At 61.9% G+C, this 17483-nt stretch carries 13 protein-coding genes; 4 read left to right on the top strand and 9 right to left on the bottom strand.

The genetic code is table 11. The features are described 5' to 3' along the window. The first annotated feature begins 15 nt into the window (after positions 1 to 15). On the top strand, positions 16 to 1314 hold the full coding sequence (locus DUT91_RS05460; RefSeq protein WP_114439657.1) for an ActS/PrrB/RegB family redox-sensitive histidine kinase: 1299 nt from the start codon (positions 16 to 18) through the stop codon (positions 1312 to 1314). A gap of 89 nt (positions 1315 to 1403) precedes the next feature. Continuing rightward, positions 1404 to 1967, top strand: coding sequence for an ActR/PrrA/RegA family redox response regulator transcription factor (locus tag DUT91_RS05455; protein WP_114439344.1), 564 nt, complete (start codon positions 1404 to 1406; stop codon positions 1965 to 1967). Between the two features lie 14 nt (positions 1968 to 1981). Here DUT91_RS05455 and DUT91_RS05450 read toward each other — a convergent pair whose 3' ends face one another. Next, positions 1982 to 2479 carry an MmcB family DNA repair protein gene (locus tag DUT91_RS05450; RefSeq protein WP_114439343.1) on the bottom strand — a complete coding sequence of 166 codons (498 nt, stop codon included), beginning with the start codon at positions 2477 to 2479 and terminating at the stop codon, positions 1982 to 1984. A 287-nt stretch (positions 2480 to 2766) separates the two neighbouring features. Here DUT91_RS05450 and DUT91_RS05445 point away from each other — a divergent pair, with 287 nt between their 5' ends. Next, complete coding sequence (locus DUT91_RS05445; protein WP_114439342.1) at positions 2767 to 3384, top strand: L,D-transpeptidase; 618 nt, start codon at positions 2767 to 2769, stop codon at positions 3382 to 3384. A 79-nt stretch (positions 3385 to 3463) separates the two neighbouring features. Here the strand turns inward: DUT91_RS05445 and DUT91_RS05440 are convergent, their stop codons facing one another. The 7 genes from DUT91_RS05440 to DUT91_RS05410 form a co-directional block, all read right to left on the bottom strand. Beyond that, positions 3464 to 4033, bottom strand: a complete 570-nt coding sequence (locus tag DUT91_RS05440) for a NifU family protein (protein WP_114439341.1) — start codon at positions 4031 to 4033, stop codon at positions 3464 to 3466. 104 nt (positions 4034 to 4137) lie between these two features. Next, positions 4138 to 4629, bottom strand: coding sequence for a universal stress protein (locus DUT91_RS05435; RefSeq protein ID WP_114439656.1), 492 nt, complete (start codon positions 4627 to 4629; stop codon positions 4138 to 4140). 119 nt (positions 4630 to 4748) lie between these two features. Beyond that, positions 4749 to 5816 (bottom strand): tryptophan--tRNA ligase, encoded by a 1068-nt coding sequence (gene trpS / locus DUT91_RS05430; protein ID WP_114439655.1) that lies wholly within the window; start codon positions 5814 to 5816, stop codon positions 4749 to 4751. Positions 5817 to 6023: 207 nt separating this feature from the next. Then, a complete protein-coding gene (locus DUT91_RS05425; protein ID WP_114439340.1) occupies positions 6024 to 6413 on the bottom strand; it encodes a VOC family protein in 390 nt (129 codons plus the stop codon). After that, entirely contained in the window at positions 6410 to 8008 is a 1599-nt protein-coding gene (gene murJ / locus DUT91_RS05420; RefSeq protein ID WP_114439339.1) for a murein biosynthesis integral membrane protein MurJ, read from the bottom strand. The genes DUT91_RS05425 and murJ overlap by 4 nt, the downstream gene beginning before the upstream one ends. Before the next feature lie 238 nt (positions 8009 to 8246). After that, entirely contained in the window at positions 8247 to 11054 is a 2808-nt protein-coding gene (locus DUT91_RS05415) for a [protein-PII] uridylyltransferase (RefSeq protein WP_114439338.1), read from the bottom strand. Between the two features lie 153 nt (positions 11055 to 11207). Next, the gene (locus DUT91_RS05410; RefSeq protein ID WP_114439337.1) at positions 11208 to 13505 is read right to left on the bottom strand and encodes an NADP-dependent malic enzyme; all 2298 of its coding nucleotides are present in this window, start codon (positions 13503 to 13505) and stop codon (positions 11208 to 11210) included. 214 nt (positions 13506 to 13719) lie between these two features. Here DUT91_RS05410 and mutS point away from each other — a divergent pair, with 214 nt between their 5' ends. Further along, positions 13720 to 16395 (top strand): DNA mismatch repair protein MutS, encoded by a 2676-nt coding sequence (mutS, locus tag DUT91_RS05405; protein ID WP_114439654.1) that lies wholly within the window; start codon positions 13720 to 13722, stop codon positions 16393 to 16395. 86 nt (positions 16396 to 16481) lie between these two features. Here the strand turns inward: mutS and olsB are convergent, their stop codons facing one another. Then, positions 16482 to 17375, bottom strand: a complete 894-nt coding sequence (gene olsB, locus DUT91_RS05400; protein WP_200834905.1) for a l-ornithine N(alpha)-acyltransferase — start codon at positions 17373 to 17375, stop codon at positions 16482 to 16484. Positions 17376 to 17483 lie beyond the last annotated feature (108 nt).

Genomic DNA, 17483 nt, shown 5'->3' with positions numbered 1-17483 from the left:
CCAGAAAGATGAATGATGAATCCTGATTTCAACAATCGCGCTTCCTACCTCTCGCGCCGGCTGCGGCTGACGACGCTGGTGCGCCTGCGCTGGCTGGCGATTGCCGGGCAGACGGCGGCTATCCTGTTCGTGATGCTGTATCTGCAGTTTCCGTTTCCGGTCAGCGTCTGCTTCGTGCTGATAGCGGCGTCGGCATGGCTGAACCTGTTTCTCTCCTTTCGCTATCCCGTTAATCACCGTCTTGAGCCGGGTGCGGCGATTACCGTTCTGGCCTTCGACCTGTTCCAACTGGCGGGCCTGCTTTACCTGACGGGGGGCCTGCAAAATCCCTTCGCCGTCCTGATGATCGTGCCGGTCATCATTTCCGCCACCTCGCTGCCGGGACGCAGCACCATGGCGCTCGGCGTTTTCGTCATCGTCTGCACCACGCTGCTGGCAATCGAGCATCGCCCGCTGCCCTGGTATCCGGGCGTGGAGATGACGCTGCCCTTCCTGCTGGTCGCGGGCGTGTGGTGCGCAATCGTCTCGGCGCTGGTTTTCACCGGCGTCCATGTCTACCGCGTCGCCGAGGAGGCGCGGCTTTTGGCCGATGCCCTGACCGCGACGGAACTGATCTTGCAGCGCGAGCAGCACCTCTCCGCGCTGGACGGTCTCGCCGCCGCCGCCGCGCACGAATTGGGCACGCCGCTCGCCACGATCGCCTTGGTGGTCAAGGAAATGCAGCGCGCCCTTCCCAAGGACGACCGCATGGCCGACGATGTGGAGCTTCTGCGCTCGCAGGCGCAGCGCTGCCGCGAAATCCTGCAGCGACTGACCAGCCTGTCGTCAGAGGGCGAGGAGCATATGTCGCGGCTGCCGCTCTCATCGTTGATCGAGGAGGTGATCGCGCCGCACCGCAATTTCGGCATCGTCATCGACGTCAGAAAAACAGGCGGAGAAGGGCCGGAGCCGGTGGCGCGGCGCAATCCCGGCGTCATCTACGGCCTGGGCAATCTGATCGAGAACGCCGTCGATTTCGCCCGGGTCAGAGCAAGCGTCGCATGGGGCTGGACGGATAGCACGGTGGAAATCATCATCCTCGACGACGGAAAGGGCTTCACGCCGGATATTCTCGATCGAATCGGCGAGCCCTATACGACGAGCCGCGAGGCGAGCCAGAATGGCGGTGGTCTCGGGCTCGGCCTGTTCATCGCCAAGACACTGCTGGAGCGCTCCGGCGCCCAGATCAGCTTCCATAACCGCAGCGATCCGGGCCAGGGGGCCGAGATAAGGGTGATCTGGCCCCGCGCCGCACTGGAAGGAAATATCGCCTGAAATTCTGCCCGAAATTCAATGCCTATTTGACTTTTTGACGCAGGGCCATCAATAAGGGGCGAAAGAAAAGACAAGTAGGAAATAACCTGATGGAAGATGCAGATCAGGATAATGTCGGCGTGATCGGCAGCGATCCTTCCCTTCTTCTGGTCGATGATGACAAGCCGTTTCTGCAACGCCTTGCGCGCGCCATGGAGAGCCGTGGTTTCCAGGTGACGACAGCCGAATCCGTCGAGGAAGGGATTGCGGCGGTCAGGACTTCGGCGCCGGCCTATGCGGTGGTCGACATGCGCCTTGCCGATGGCAACGGCCTCGACATCATCGAGGCGATCCGCAGCCGCCGCGAGGATACCCGCGCCATCGTGCTGACCGGTTATGGCAACATCGCCACGGCGGTGAACGCGGTGAAACTCGGCGCGATCGATTATCTCTCCAAGCCCGCCGATGCCGACGAGGTCTTTGCCGCACTCACCCGGCGCGTCGGCGAAAAAGTCGCCCCACCGGAAAACCCGATGTCGGCCGACCGCGTGCGATGGGAGCATATCCAGCGGGTCTACGAAATGTGCGACCGCAACGTCTCGGAAACCGCCCGCCGTCTCAACATGCATCGCCGCACCCTGCAGCGCATCCTGGCCAAGCGCGCCCCAAGGTGAGGTAGGGGGATCTCCTATTCCCCCATATCCACATCCGGCACGCTGAAGCCTGAAAGCTCGGCAAGCATCAGCCGCGCCGCGCTGATGCGGGCGAAGCGCAGGGTCATCGCCTTGCGCGTTGCCGCCGCCAGCCGGTGCTCCGGCGCATCCCGCAGGATTTCCGCGCCATAACCGTCGGAGAGGATGAAGCCGCATTCCTCGGGGAAGATTTCGCGCGGCACGCCGGGATGCGTGGCGAAGAACAGCCGGTCGCAATGCGCCCGGTAGATCGGCCATTTGCGATCCGCCTTCCAGTCCTCGATCGAGGATTTGATCTCGACGATCCAGATGTCGCCGCTGCGCGTCAGCGCGACGAGATCGGCGCGCCGTCCCGAGGCGAGCGGCAGTTCCGGCGCAACCGTCAGCCCCATTTCCAGGAACAGGCGCTGCACGCCGCGCCGCACCAGCATGGCGTTTTCCGACTGGCGGCCATCGGCGAGCGGATGGGTCTGATGGGGAATCACGATCGGCATGGCGCTATTTTGCGCTATTGAAACACCGCCCGTCCAGTGCGCAAGCACACCGCGTGGTAGGCAGGCAAGTCCACGAAAAGTGCAAATTGCCGTTTGGGTCGGCGTGTCAAAGAGTTGCACTTCCGACAGAACAAAATGTGTCTTTTTTGCGCCAGCTGAAGTTCAAAAAAGTCAAAACGGTGAAAAAACTCGCATTACGGTTAATCCATGGTTAAGAAAACAACCAATACATTGCAGTGATTAAGTGTGATTCGCTCGAACCGGATATCGCAGACGAGGGGAAATATATGCATATCAAGCCGTTGCTAGTGGCTTCAGCGATGATGGCCGCAACCGCCCTTGCCGGGTGTTCATCGATTGGCGGTCCCACCTATACCGCGTCATACGCCTCTGTCACGGATGCGGGCTATAGGCTCCCCGCGATTCCGAGGACAAAGGTTCCTTCCCAGTTCCACCGTCAGGTCGTGAGCTACGAAACCAGGGAAGCGCCCGGCACGGTGATCGTCGATACGGGAGCGAAATTCCTTTATTTCGTCATGCCCGACGGCAAGGCCATGCGCTACGGCATCGGCGTGGGCAAGCAGGGCTTCGAGTGGCAGGGCACGGCGCGTGTCGCGATGAAGCGCGAATGGCCGATGTGGACGCCCCCCGCAGCGATGATAAAGCGCCGCCCGGAACTGGCGGAATATCGCGGAGGCATGCAGCCGGGCCTGCAGAATCCGCTGGGCGCACGCGCGCTTTACCTGTTCAGGGGCGGCCACGATACGGGTTATCGCCTGCACGGCACGCCGGAATGGTGGTCGATCGGCAAGGCGATGTCATCCGGCTGCATCCGTCTGCTGAACCAGGATATCGTCGATCTCTACAACCGCGTGGATATCGGCGCGAAGGTGATCGTGAAGTAATTCTGGGCACGAGAAATGACAAAAAGGCCGCTGAAAAGCGGCCTTTTTACATTCGATAGATCAGGAAACGTGGGTCTTTTCAGACCGATTCGACGTGCTGCACTTCCGGAACGAAATGGCGCAGCAGGTTCTGGATGCCGTGCTTCAGCGTTGCCGTCGAGGACGGGCAGCCGGAACAGGCGCCCTTCATGTGCAGATAGACTGTTCCCTTTTCGAAACCGCGGAAGGTGATGTCGCCGCCATCCTGCGCGACGGCAGGGCGCACCCGCGTTTCGATCAGTTCCTTGATGGTGCCGACGATCTCGGTATCGGCCTCGTCGAAGAACTCGGCCTCGTCATGCTCGGACGCAGCATTGCTGTCGGTGGCGGCCATGACAGGCGCGCCAGCCATGAAATGTTCCATGATCGTGCCGAGAATGGCAGGCTTGAGATGCTGCCAGTCCGCGCCGTCCTTGGTGATGGTGATGAAATCAAAGCCGAAGAACACGCCCGTCACGCCCGGCACCGAAAAAAGCTTGGCGGCAAGCGGGGATGTATGTCCCGCCGTGTCGGCATCGCGGAAATCCGCTGTGCCTTCAGGCATGACCACCTTTCCGGGCAGGAATTTCAGGGTCGCCGGGTTGGGCGTTGTCTCTGTCTGGATGAACATCGCGTTCTCCCGCGCTGGAATTCTGGAACTGTTCGAAAGTAAGCCTGTCGGCCGGCCGCTTCAAGCCCGGCATCGATGACGTCTGTGTGACCTATATAAGGATATCACGCGACGGCATCAATGTCTTCGTCGGTCAGGCTGTGCGGCACCACCGTGACCGGCACGGAAAAGACCGCGCCGCGCCCGGCGATCGACTGCACCAGCGGCCCTGGCCCTTCATTGCCGGCGCCCGCCGCCAGCACCAGGATGGCAATATCCTGGTCTTCCTCGATCAGCCCGTGGATTTCCTCCGCCGTCTGTCCCTCGCGCACCACGAGTTCCGGCTCGAGGCCCTGTTCCTCGCGCACCTTGGCGGCGAATTTGTTGAGCGTGCCGTGCGCGCGCTCCTCGGCTTCCGCGCGCATGATGTCGCCCACTCCCAGAAAATGCTGGAAATCCGCCGAATCGATCACGAACAGGAGTACCAGCCCGCCGCCTGTGTTCTTGGCGCGTCGCGAGGCATAGGCGACCGCGCGATCGCATTCCGGCGTCTCGTCGATGACGGCGAGGAATTTGCGGCGATGTCCGGCTTCCCGGCTGAGACGTTTTGAAACCATGCGATCAATGTGCCATTGCAAGAGGGGACCCGCAAGGAGGGGATTTTTCCGCCCTGCGGTTTCGAAAAAGAAATGGGAGAAAGTCTGGAAACGGCGCGCGGCACCGTCTCCAAGGGATATCAATCCTGCAGGAAGCCGATGATATTGCGCACGTTGCGCATGGTAGCTTCGGCCAGAACGCTTGCGCGCTCGCCTCCGTCCTTCAGAACCGCATCGACATAGGCCTGGTCGGCCGAGATGCGGCGCATTTCACCGGTGATCGGTGAAAGCCGCGCCACGGCGAGATCGGCCAGCGCCGGCTTGAATTCCGAAAACTGCCGGCCGCCGAAATCGCGGATGACCGTCTCCTTGTCCGTGCTGGAAAGTGCGGCAAAGATGCCAACGAGATTGTCCGCCTCCGGCCGGTTGGCGAGCCCTTCCACATCTGACGGCAAGGCCTCCGGATCGGTTTTCGCCTTGCGGATCTTCTTGGCGATCGTATCGGCATCGTCGACGAGATTGATCCGCGAAAGGTCTGAAGGATCGGATTTCGACATCTTCTTCGTTCCGTCACGCAGTGACATGATCCGCATGGCTGGGCCGGAAATCATCGGCTCGGTCAGCGGAAAGAAGCCGGTGACGGTTTCCTCGCCCACCGCCGTCTCGACGCCTATCCCGAGCGAGGCTATACGGTCGGAATAATCATTGTTGAATTTCTGCGCGATATCCCGGGTCAGTTCCAGATGCTGCTTTTGATCTTCGCCCACGGGCACATGCGTTGCCCGGTAGACGAGAATGTCGGCGGCCATCAGGTTTGGATAGACGAACAGCCCGGCGGAGGCGTTTTCGCGATCCTTGCCGGCCTTGTCCTTGAACTGGGTCATGCGGTTGAGCCAGCCCATGCGCGCCACGCAGTTGAACACCCAGGCAAGCTCGGCGTGCTGGCGCACACGGCTCTGGTTGAAGACGATGCTCTTCTTGGGATCGATGCCTGAAGCGAGAAACGCCGCCGTCACTTCACGGGTCGATTGCATCAGTTCCACCGGATCGGGATTGACCGTCAGGGCATGCATGTCGACAACGCAGTAGAGGCAATTATGGCTGTCCTGCAAATCCAGCCAGCGCTTGATCGCCCCGAGATAATTGCCGAGATGCAGATTTCCGGTCGGTTGAATGCCGGAAAAGACGAGCGGTTTGAAACTATCCATGATGGTTCCCTGAAGCTGGTGGAGAGCCGGGTTGTTTAAGCATGATCCCGAAAAGTTGTAGACTTTATCGGGCAAGATCATGCGGTTAAATTCAAACATGATCCCGAAAAGTTGCGGGCTTTCCGGATAAGATCATGCGGCTAGATATCGTGGGCTTTTGGCAGAGCGATGCCCGCCAATCAAGCGGCAATTGGCAGGGAAGCCGGTTCAGCCTCGATGTTCGATAAGATCCCACTTGTTGCCGTAGAGGTCCTCGAAAACAGCCACGGTCCCGTATTTCTCGTGCCGGGGCTCTTCAAGAAAGTGAACGCCTGCCTCCAGCATGGACGAGTGGTCCCGGCTGAAATCGTCGGTATCGAGGAAAAAAGCGACGCGGCCGCCCGTCTGGTTCCCGATATACGCTTCCTGCTCGACGCCATCGGCTTTTGCAAGAAGAAGCCTTGTCGTCGCACCGGCTGAACTGACCACGACCCAGCGCTTTCCGCCGCTAAGCGCGGTATCCTCCACCAGTTCAAATTCAAGCTTTTCCGTATACCAGGCAACGGCTTCGTCATAGTCACGGACAACGATCGTAACGAGGGCGACTGACCGGGTCATTCGGCAGTCTTCTCTGTCTCGTTGCTGGCTGCCGCCCGCTTGCGCTTCAGGTTGCGCTTGATCATGCCGGCGTTGGCGCCGCCAAGACCGAAGGCGAGGGCGAAATAGATCACCATGGCCGCGATCACCAAGCTACCCAGTGTCGTCGCGCGAACCAGGAGAGGGACGCCCGAGGCGAGCAGATGGCCGAGCCATTGCGTTGCATAATGCAGGCCCGCCGCCATGATGGCCGCTGCCAGGATGAGACGCGGAATGCGGGTCAGGAGCGGAATGTCCTTGCCCCAATGCTTGCGCCAGACCAGCGTGTAGAAAAGCAGGATGACATTGACCCATCCCGCGACGATTTCCGCCGTCGCGATGCCCGCTGCTGCATAGATCGGAAAAAGCGTCAGGGCGAGCGTGACGTTCACCGCAACCGAAACTCCCGCGAACACCATCGGTGTGCGGGTATCCTCACGGGCAAAGAAGCCCGGAATGAAAGCCTTGATCAGCACGAAAGCCGGCAGCCCAAGCCCATAGATGGCGAGGACGTCGGCCACGATGCGCGTCGCGTCGGGGGAGAACTGGCCGCGCTCGAAAAGGAGTCGCACGATCGGCTCCGACATGACGAGCAATGCCGCCGCCGCCGGTAGCGTCAGGAACAGCGTGAACTCGACCGAGCGGTTCTGCAGATTGGCGGCTTCCTTCAGATTGCCGGAGCGCAGCGCCCGCGAAAGTTCGGGCAGGAGCACGGTTGCCACCGCGATGCCGACAACGCCGAGTGGCAGTTGATACACCCGGTCGGCATAGACCAGCGAGGAAACAGCGCCTGCCTTGGCCGACGCGATATTGGTGTTGATCAGGAGATTGATCTGGGTGATGCCGCCGGTCACTGCCGCCGGAAGCGCGAGGATGAGCAGGCGCTTGACATTGGGCGTGAGGCGCGGGCGCCGAAACCCTATGGCGATGCCTGCATTGCGCACGGCGATCCAGACGATGGCGAGTTGCACCAGCCCCGCCGCCATGACGCCCCAGGACAAGCCATAACCAACCGCCAGCGCATCATGGCCCCGATACCAGGCATAGGCGAGGACGCCGATGAGGATGATATTGAGAAAAACAGGCGCAACGGCGGCAGCGAAATAGCGATGCAAGGAGTTCAACATTCCGCTCATCATCGCCGCAAGCGACATGCAGGCGAGATAGGGAAACATGATGATTGCGAGCTTTACCGTACTCTCGAATTTTTGTGGATCGTTGGCAAAACCCGGCGCTATCACGTAACGCACGAGGAAAGGCATCGACAGTTCCATGACGATGGTGAGGCAGAGCAGCACCGTGAAAAGAACCCCGAAAACCTCCTCGGAGAAGCGCTTGGCTCCATCCATGCCGTGCTTCTCGATTTCCTTGGCGAAGAGCGGCACGAAGGCGGAGTTGAACGCACCTTCGGCAAAAAGCCGCCGGAACGTGTTGGGAAACCGGAACGCCGCGTTGAACGCATCGGCAACAGGCCCGGTGCCAAGCGCCGCCGCCATCAGCATTTCGCGGGTAAAGCCGAAGATGCGGCTCATCAGCGTGCCCGATGCGACCGTGGCGAACTTCTTGACGAGGCTCATGGGTTGATCTTCTTGTTCTCTGGAAATGGAAACGCTGGCGGGACAGCGCCCCCCTCTGCCCTGCCGGGCATCTCCCCCGCAAGAGGGGAGATTGGCTGACGGAGCCTATCGCCTTGCTTCTGCAAGGTTTGCGATTGGTGCCGCAGCTTGATGAAGGCATAATCTCCCCCCTTGCGGGGGAGATGCCCGGCAGGGCAGAGGGGGGCGCCTAGCGATTCCATCAAAACAACAACCGTTCCTATTCCGCCGCCTGGTGCGAGCGGCTACCGGCGCGTGCGTGGCCGTCTTCCTTGCCTAACAGCGCCAGAAGCTTCCGCCTGACATTGGCCTGCCGGGTGGAGCTGGAAATCTTGTGACCTACCAGATCGGTGACGTAGAAGGCGTCGATCACCTTCTCGCCGAACGTGGTGATATGCGCAGAGGCGATGTCGAGCGAGAGATCCGAAATCACGCCGGTAAGCTCGGACAAAAGGCCGGGCCTATCGAGCCCCTCGACCTCGACGACGGTGAACTTGTTCGACAGCGTGTTGTTGATCTCGACACGCGGCTCGAGGTGGAAGGCCTTGGCCGCGCGCTTCGGCTTGGTGCGCTTGGCGAGCATGTCAGGCAGGTGGGAGCGGCCGGACAGCACGTCCTCGATCAGCTTGCCGACACGCTCGGCCCGCCTTTTCTCGTCATCATCCGTCTCGAATTCACGATTGATCAGGATCGTATCGAGCGCCCGCCCGTCGCTCGTCGTGAAGATCTGCGCATCGACGATATTGGCGCCGGCGCCGGCGCAGGCGCCGGCGATCACAGAGAGCAGGCGCGGATGGTCGGGCGAAAGCACGGTGATCTCGGTCACCGCCTCGAAGGCGTGCGGCTGCACCATCGTCGCAAGGGCCTTGCCCGATGCATCCGTCTCGCGGATGAAATCGGCGTGCCGCATCTGGTCGTCCAGGCTGACGGTGAGGAAATAGTTCTGGTAGTGCAGATTGAGATAGGCTTCCCGCTCCGCCTGAGGCCAGGAGGAAAGCGCGGTCGAAAGCTGCGTGCGGGCATCTTCGAAGCGGTCCTGGCGCGAGACTTCCGAAAAGCCGCCGGTCAGGAGCAGTTCGGTTTCATAGAAGAGCGTGCGCAGGAGCTGGCCCTTCCAACCGTTCCAGACGCCGGGGCCAACCGCCTTGATGTCGCAGACCGTCAGGATCAGCAGCAGCTTCAGCCGCTCCAGCGTCTGCACGGTAGCGGCGAAATCCTCGATGGTCTTGCGGTCGTTCAAATCGCGTGACTGGGCGACCATGCTCATGGTCAGGTGCTGCTGCACCAGCCATGCCACCGTCTCGGTCTCGGCAGGCGTCAGTCCTAGGCGCGGGCAGAGCCTGCGCGCGATGCGGGCGCCGGCCTCCGAATGGTCCTCCGGCCGCCCCTTGGCGATATCGTGCAGAAGCAGCGCGATATAGAGGAGATTGCGGTCCTTCTTCAGCGCCGGCATCAGCGTGTTGGAAAGCGGGTGCTCGTGCTCCAGTTCGCCGTGCTCGATCTCCGAGAGGATGGCGATGCAGCGCAGGAGATGCTCGTCCACCGTATAATGGTGGTACATGTTGAACTGCATCATCGCGACGATCTTGCCGAAATCCGGGATGAAGCGGCCGAGCACGCCGGACTCGTTCATACGCCGCAGGATGAGCTCGGGATTTCGCGGCGACGTCAGGATTTCGACGAACAGCCGGTTGGCTTCCGGGCTCTCGCGCAGTTCGCCATTGATCAGTTTCAGCGAGCGGGTGACCTGCTGCATCGCCTGCGGGTGAAACTCGAGGCCGTTTTTGTCGGCCAGATGGAACAACCGGATGATGTTGACGGGATCGCGCTCGAATACCCCTTCATCGGCGATATTGATGCGGTGATTGTCGGCGATGAAATCCTGCGTGCCGGCGAGCTTGCGCTTGCGCCGCGAGAAGGTAAGGAAAATCCGGTTGAAGCCCGGAACGTGCTTGGCCTGCTCTTCCTCCAGCGCCGCGCAGATGATGCGCGTCAGGTCGCCCACATCCTTGGCGACAAGGAAATAGTGCTTCATGAAACGCTCGACATCGTGCTGGCCGGGATGCGCCGTATAGCCCAGCCGATGGGCGATATCGCGCTGGATGTCGAAGGACAGCCGCTCCTCTGCCTTGCCGGTGAGGAAATGCATGTGGCAGCGCACCGCCCACAGGAAATCCTCCGCCTTGCGGAACAGCTTGTGCTCGTCGCGCGACAGCACGCCCGCCTTGACCAGTTCCTCGCTGGTATGCACGCGATAGAAGTATTTGGCGATCCAGAACAGCGTGTGCAGGTCGCGCTGGCCGCCCTTGCCTTCCTTGACGTTCGGCTCGACCAGATAGCGCGTCTCGCCGGTCTTGCGGTGGCGATTGTCGCGCTCGGTGAGCTTGGCCTGGATGAATTGCGGCGCCGTTCCCTTGACCACTTCTTCAGCGAAACGTCGGGTCATCTCGTCATAGAGTTCGCGGCTTCCGCAGAGATAACGCGCCTCCAGGACAGCGGTGCGGATGGTCATGTCCTCGCGCGACAGGCGGACCGTCTCGTCGAGGTTACGCGTCGCATGCCCGACCTTCAGCCCCATGTCCCACAGCATATAGAGCACATATTCGACAACCTGCTCGCCCCATGGCGTCTGCTTGTAGGGCAGAAGGAACAGGAGGTCGATGTCGGAGCCCGGCGCCAGCGCCCCGCGCCCGTAGCCGCCGACGGCGACGATGGCCATCCGCTCGGCCGTCGATGGATTGGTCGCGGGATAGACGGTTGTGGTGGCGAAATCGTAGAGTGTCTCGATGATGACGTCCATCAGGTGGCAGAGGCGGGCGGCGCAGCGCCTTCCGCCGCCATCCTTCATCAGCATGGCTTCCGCGCTGGCGCGTCCGCGCGCCATCGTGTCCTTCAGCGTCTGCAGCACCAGCCCGCGCACCGCGTGGCTAGCCCCTTCGGCCTCCGCCTGGCTGGTGAGCAGGTCCAGATTCCGGCGCAGCTTTTCCGCACTGACGATCTGTTCAAGCTTCAGGTCTGATAAGCTCATGAAGACGGGTTCCGCCGGTGAATGGAGGCTTCCTATAGCGCGTTTTCCATAGCGTGGGTATGGGGAAGATGGAAACGCTGGCGGGACAGTGCCCCTCTGTCCAGCCGGGTATCTCCCCCATGTGGGGGAGATTGGCTGATATATTCTCTGCGCTCAATTCGTCGCGTTATAAGCCGCGATCGCGGCCATGTTGACGATGTCGGAATCCTTCGCGCCCAGCGAGACGATCTGTACCGGCTTGTCGAGGCCGACCAGCAGCGGACCGATGACGGTCGAGCCGCCCAGCTCCTGAAGCATCTTGGTCGAGATCGAGGCGGAGTGGAAGGCCGGCATGACGAGCACATTTGCCGGACCGGACAGGCGGATGAAGGGATATTGCTCCATCAGCGCCGGGTTGAGCGCCACATCGGCACCCATCTCGCCGTCATATTCGAAATCGACCCGGCGCTTGTCGAGGATCGTGACCGCCTCCTGGATGCGCTCCGAGCGCTCGCCGCCCATATGGCCGAAGGTGGAATAGGCGAGCAGCGCCACGCGCGGCACATAGCCCATGCGCCGCGCCATGCCCGCCGCTTCTTCGGCGATGTCCGCCAGTTCCTCGGCATTCGGCATCTCGTGAACCGCAGTATCGGCGATGAACACCGTGCGGCCGCGGCAGAGCGCAATCGAGACGCCGATCACCCGGTGCCCCGGCTTGGCGTCAATGACGTGGCGCACGTCGTCGAGGCCCGTCGCGTAATTGCGCGTGACCCCGGTCACCATGCCGTCGGCATCGCCCAGCGCCACCATGCAGGCGGCGAAATGGTTGCGGTCGTTGTTGATGATGCGGTGGCAGTCGCGGAAGAGATAGCCCTTCCGCTGCAGCCTCTCGTAGAGATAGTCGGCATAGACCGTGTTGCGGCTCGACAGCCGTGCATTGATGATCTCGATGCCCGCCTTGGCGAGATCGACGCCGGCATTCTCCGCTGTTTCGCGGATGCGCTCCTCACGACCCAGCAGGATGGCGGTGCCCAGGCGCTGGTTGGCATAGGAGACGGCGGCGCGCATGACCTGCTCTTCCTCGCCCTCGGCGAAGACGATGCGCTTGGGCTGGCGCCGCACGCGCTCGTAAATACCCTGCAACGTCGAGGCGATCGGGTCGCGCCGGGCGGAAAGCTCGCGCGCATAGGCTTCGAGGTTGGCGATAGGCTTGCCGGCCACGCCCGATTCCATCGCAGCCTTCGCCACCGCCACGGGAATGGCCGAAATCAGGCGCGGATCGAAAGGCACGGGGATGATGTAGTTCGGGCCGAAGCGCGGCCGGTTGCCCTGATAGGCGGCGGCCACGTCATCCGGCACGTCTTCACGCGCGAGCGCTGCAAGCGCATTGGCGGCGGCCACCTTCATATCCTCGTTGATGGTGGTGGCGCGCACGTCGAGCGCGCCACGGAAAATGTAAGGGAAGCCCAGAACGTTGTTGACCTGGTTGGGATAGTCCGACCGGCCGGTCGCCATGATGGCATCGGAACGGATGCGCGCGACTTCCTCCGGCGTGATCTCGGGATCTGGATTGGCCATGGCGAAGATGATCGGGCTCTCTGCCATGGAGCGCACCATCTCCTCCGTCAGCGCGCCCTTGGCGGAAACACCGAAGAAGACATCCGCGCCATCCATGGCCTCCGCGAGCGAGCGCCTGTCGGTTTTCACCGCATGCGCCGACTTCCACTGGTTCATGCCCTCTTCGCGGCCCTGGTAGACGACGCCCTTGGTATCGCAGAGGATGACGTTCTCCGGCGCAAAGCCCATGGCCTTGACGAGCTCGATGCAGGCAATGCCGGCGGCACCCGCGCCGTTGCAGACGAGCTTCGTCGTCGTCATGTCGCGTCCCGTCAGGTGCAGCGCGTTGATGAGCCCGGCCACCGCGATGATCGCCGTGCCGTGCTGGTCGTCATGGAAAACCGGAATGTCCATCAGTTCGCGCAGGCGGCTTTCGATGATGAAGCAGTCGGGCGCCTTGATGTCTTCCAGATTGATGCCGCCGAAGGAAGGGCCGAGATAGCGCACCGCATTGATGAAGGCGTCTATGTCTGAGGTATCGACTTCCAGGTCGATGGAATCGACATCGGCAAAACGCTTGAACAGCACCGCCTTGCCTTCCATGACCGGCTTGGAGGCAAGAGCGCCCAGATTGCCGAGGCCGAGGATCGCCGTGCCGTTGGAAATGACCGCGACCATGTTGCCTTTCGACGTATAATCATAGGCGCGCGCCGGGTCTTCGGCGATGGCCTTCACCGGAACGGCGACGCCGGGCGAATAGGCGAGCGAAAGGTCACGCTGCGTCGCCATCGGCTTCGTCGGGTTGATCTCCAGCTTGCCTGGACGGCCATTGGCGTGGAAATCCAGCGCTTCCTTGTCGGTAACCGAAGGTGCAGTCCGGCTGTTGGTCTTGTTGGTGGACGATTCGACGGGCATATTCCCTCCGGTGCTTTGTTCTGTGGAGAAATGTCCGATACCGCTAGCGCGGCAGTGTGTAAACAGCGCAACAGGGAATAGATATTTATACCGCAGCAAAGACCCCTCTATTCAAAGCCGCCCATAAACCGCCATGGACCAATTCCAGGAAGCCGCATTGAACGATCAGCCGCAAATCACCGACGATCTCGATACCGTCGCGGAGACGTTCGACATGGGCTCGCGCCCGACGCCGATGATGGAGCAATATATCGAGATCAAGGCTGCGAACGAGGGTTCGCTCCTGTTCTACCGCATGGGCGATTTCTACGAGCTTTTCTTTGCCGATGCCGTCGAGGCGTCGAAGGCGCTCGGCATCACGCTGACCAAGCGCGGCAAGCATCTGGGCGAGGATATCCCGATGTGCGGCGTGCCGGTCCATGCCGCCGACGATTATCTGCAGAAGCTGATCTCCAAGGGGTTTCGCGTCGCCGTCTGCGAGCAGACCGAGGATCCGGCCGAGGCGAGGAAGCGCGGCTCGAAATCGGTGGTGCGCCGCGACGTCATCCGCCTTGTCACCCCCGGCACGCTCACCGAGGAAAAGCTGCTCGATCCCTCCGAGGCCAATTTCCTGATGACGCTCGGCCGCGTCAAGGGAGCGGAGGAGGGGCGCATGGCGCTCGCCTGGATCGATATCTCCACCGGCACCTTCCGCGTCGCCGAAACGGCGCCGGGTAGACTCCTCGCCGATATCATGCGGATCGATCCGCGTGAGTTGATCGTTGCCGAGCCGGTTTTCCACGACCCGGAACTGCGCCCGGTCTTCGACATGATCGGACGCGCGGTGACGCCGCAGCCGGCAAGCCTTTTCGACAGCGCCATCGCCGAGGCGCGCATAAAGCGCTATTTCGACGTGGCGGCGCTCGATGGTTTCGGCCAGTTCTCGCGCTGCGAGCTTTCCGCCATATCAGGCGCGATCGCCTATATCGAGAAGACCCAGCTTGCCGAACGCCCGCCGCTGATGCATCCGGAGCGCGAGGAGGAGGGTTCCGCTCTTTTCATCGATCAGGCGACCCGCGCCAATCTGGAGCTGGTGCGCACGCTTTCCGGCAGCCGCGAGGGAAGCCTGCTCAAGTCCATCGACCGCACGGTGACCGGTGGGGGCGCGCGGCTCCTCGCCGAACGGCTGACCTCGCCGCTCACCGATCCCGCTGCCATCGCCATGCGCCAGGACGCGGTTTCGTTTTTCCTGAGCGAACATCAATTGACTGAGGACCTGCGCCAGGAGCTGAAGGGTGTGCCCGACATGCCGCGCGCCCTCTCTCGCCTTGCGGTCGGTCGCGGCGGACCGCGCGATCTGGGCGCGCTGCAGCGGGGCCTTGAGGCTGCACGGGGTATTGCGGCGCTGCTTTCAGGTCATGTTGTCCTGCCGCCGGAACTCGAAGCCGCACGCATCGCCCTGGCCAGTCTGCCACAGGATTACGCCGAACATCTCGACCGCGCTCTCCACGATGAATTGCCGCTTCTCAAACGCGACGGCGGCTTTGTCCGCTCGGGCTATCATCCCGAGCTCGACGAAATGCGGGCCTTGCGCGACCAGTCGCGCCGGGTCATCGCGGGCCTGCAGGCCCGCTACACCGACGAGACCGGCATCAAATCGCTGAAGATCAAGCACAACAATGTGCTTGGCTATTTCATCGAGGTGCCGGCGAGCCATCACGCCACCATGACAAGCAGCGACGAGGCGAAGGGCCGCTTTATCCACCGCCAGACCATGGCGAGCGCCATGCGCTTCACCACCACCGAGCTGGCGGAACTGGAATCGAAGATCGCCAATGCCGCCGACCGGGCGCTCTCCATCGAGCTTGCGATCTTCGACGAACTGACGAACGAGACCGTCGTCCAGGCGCAAGCGATCCGCGCTGGCGCGGCGGCCCTTGCCTTGCTCGATGTTTCCTCGGCACTGGCGACCCTTGCCGAGGAGCAGGGCTATTGCCGCCCGCTGGTCGATGCGAGCCTTGCTTTCAACATCGTCGCCGGTCGCCATCCGGTGGTCGAGCAGGCGCTGCGCCGCCAGGCGGCCAATCCCTTCGTGGCGAACGATTGCGATCTGTCACCGCAGGGTGACGAGTACCATGGAGCCATCTGGCTCCTGACCGGCCCCAACATGGGCGGCAAGTCGACCTTTCTGCGCCAGAACGCGTTGATCGCCATCCTCGCCCAGATGGGGTCTTTCGTGCCCGCCGGCTCAGCTCATATCGGCGTGGTCGACCGGCTGTTCAGCCGCGTCGGCGCGTCGGACGATCTGGCGCGCGGCCGCTCCACCTTTATGGTCGAGATGGTCGAGACCGCGGCCATTCTCAATCTGGCGGGAGAGCGCTCGCTGGTGATCCTCGACGAGATCGGCCGCGGCACGGCTACCTTTGACGGGCTCTCCATCGCCTGGGCGGCCGTCGAATATCTCCATGAGAAGAACCGTTGCCGGGCGCTTTTCGCCACGCACTTTCATGAGATGACCGCCCTGTCGGAAAAGCTTGCCCGGCTGGCGAATGTCACCATGCGGGTCAAGGAATGGGATGGCGACGTGGTGTTCCTGCACGAGATCGCCAGGGGTGCCGCAGACCGATCCTACGGCGTGCAGGTCGCCCGCCTCGCCGGCCTGCCAGAGGCGGTGGTCAACCGCGCGCGCGACGTGCTGCACCAGTTGGAAGCCGGTGAAACCTCCGGGAAGGCCGACAAGCTGATCGACGATTTGCCGCTTTTCTCGGTCGAGGTGAAGCGCGAGCAGCCGAAGCAGAAGGGCGACAGCGCGCTGCAACAAGCTGTCCTGGCGCTCAACCCCGATGAAATGACCCCGCGCGAGGCGATGGACGAGCTCTATCGGCTGAAGGCGCTGGCGGGAAAATCGTAGGGTGGGTGCTGATTGGGGGGAGATCGAAGAGAACCACGGCTCTCAAGCAATCCCTCGGCCCCCCAATCCCTTCGCCCCCCAATCCCTCACATGAACCTGTCGGCTTCCGCCCCATAATAAGTGATGTACCGGCTGGATATGTGCGAAACCGGCAGGATGATGAACACATCGGTCGTGCCGAACGCGTGATCCACGACCGCGCCATCTCCGATCATGGCGCCGAGCCTCACATAGCCTTTGATGAGCGGCGGCATGGAGAACATGGCCACTTTCGGATTGATCGCCTCGAGCGGCATCAGGTCCATCGGCTGATAGTGCTGTGGCAGGGCGCGCACGTCCCAGTCCGCATCGGCGCGGCAATGGTGGTGCAGGAACGATAGAGCGAGCGCATGCGCCGCCGGGATCGTGCCGCTGAAAGAGGCGCAGCCGAACATCGCGTCGATACGGTTGCGGCGGCAATAGGCCCATATGCCGTGCCACAAAAGTTCCACGGTCCGTTTCGACCGGTATTCCGGCTTGACACAGGAGCGGCCGAGTTCGAGGAAATTGAGCTCCGGCTTGGCGAGCGTCAGCCGATCGACGTCATATTCGCCGGCCGAATAGAAGCCATGGGCCTCACGGGCCTTTTCACCGCGCAACAGCCTGTAGGTGCCGACGATCTGCCGGTGTTCCGGTTCCGGAAGGGCCGTATCGTAGACGAGAAGATGGTCGCAGGCGGCATCGAACCGGTCGGCATCGCGCTCTTCCAGGATCGCTGCGCTTTCCTGCCGGGCGCCCAGCTCATCGAAGAAGACCTTGAACCGCAATTCCTGTGCGGCGGCTATGTCGACGGCTGTCTGGGCGAGCCGAACTTCCAGCGATCCCATCCGCCCTAGAACTCCCGGGCTGTCGGGGGGCGTGAAAAGAGCCGTATGTGCTTCAATGCTCGACATACCTGCATCATTGATGATTTGCCGGGAAATTCCAAGCAATGTGCTCATGGCAATCTTCTCCCGTTGTGCTTTTCCCACCTTTTTTCAATAGAAGGCGGAACAAAACCTTAAAATTCCAACAAGTTGACAGTATTCCGCGCTTATCGGCAGAACGCG

It is taken from the genome of Paramesorhizobium salinisoli (assembly GCF_003335045.1).
In the GTDB taxonomy this organism is placed as follows: Bacteria; Pseudomonadota; Alphaproteobacteria; order Rhizobiales; family Rhizobiaceae; genus Paramesorhizobium; species Paramesorhizobium salinisoli.
This window is presented reverse-complemented; position numbering and strand designations above follow the sequence as displayed.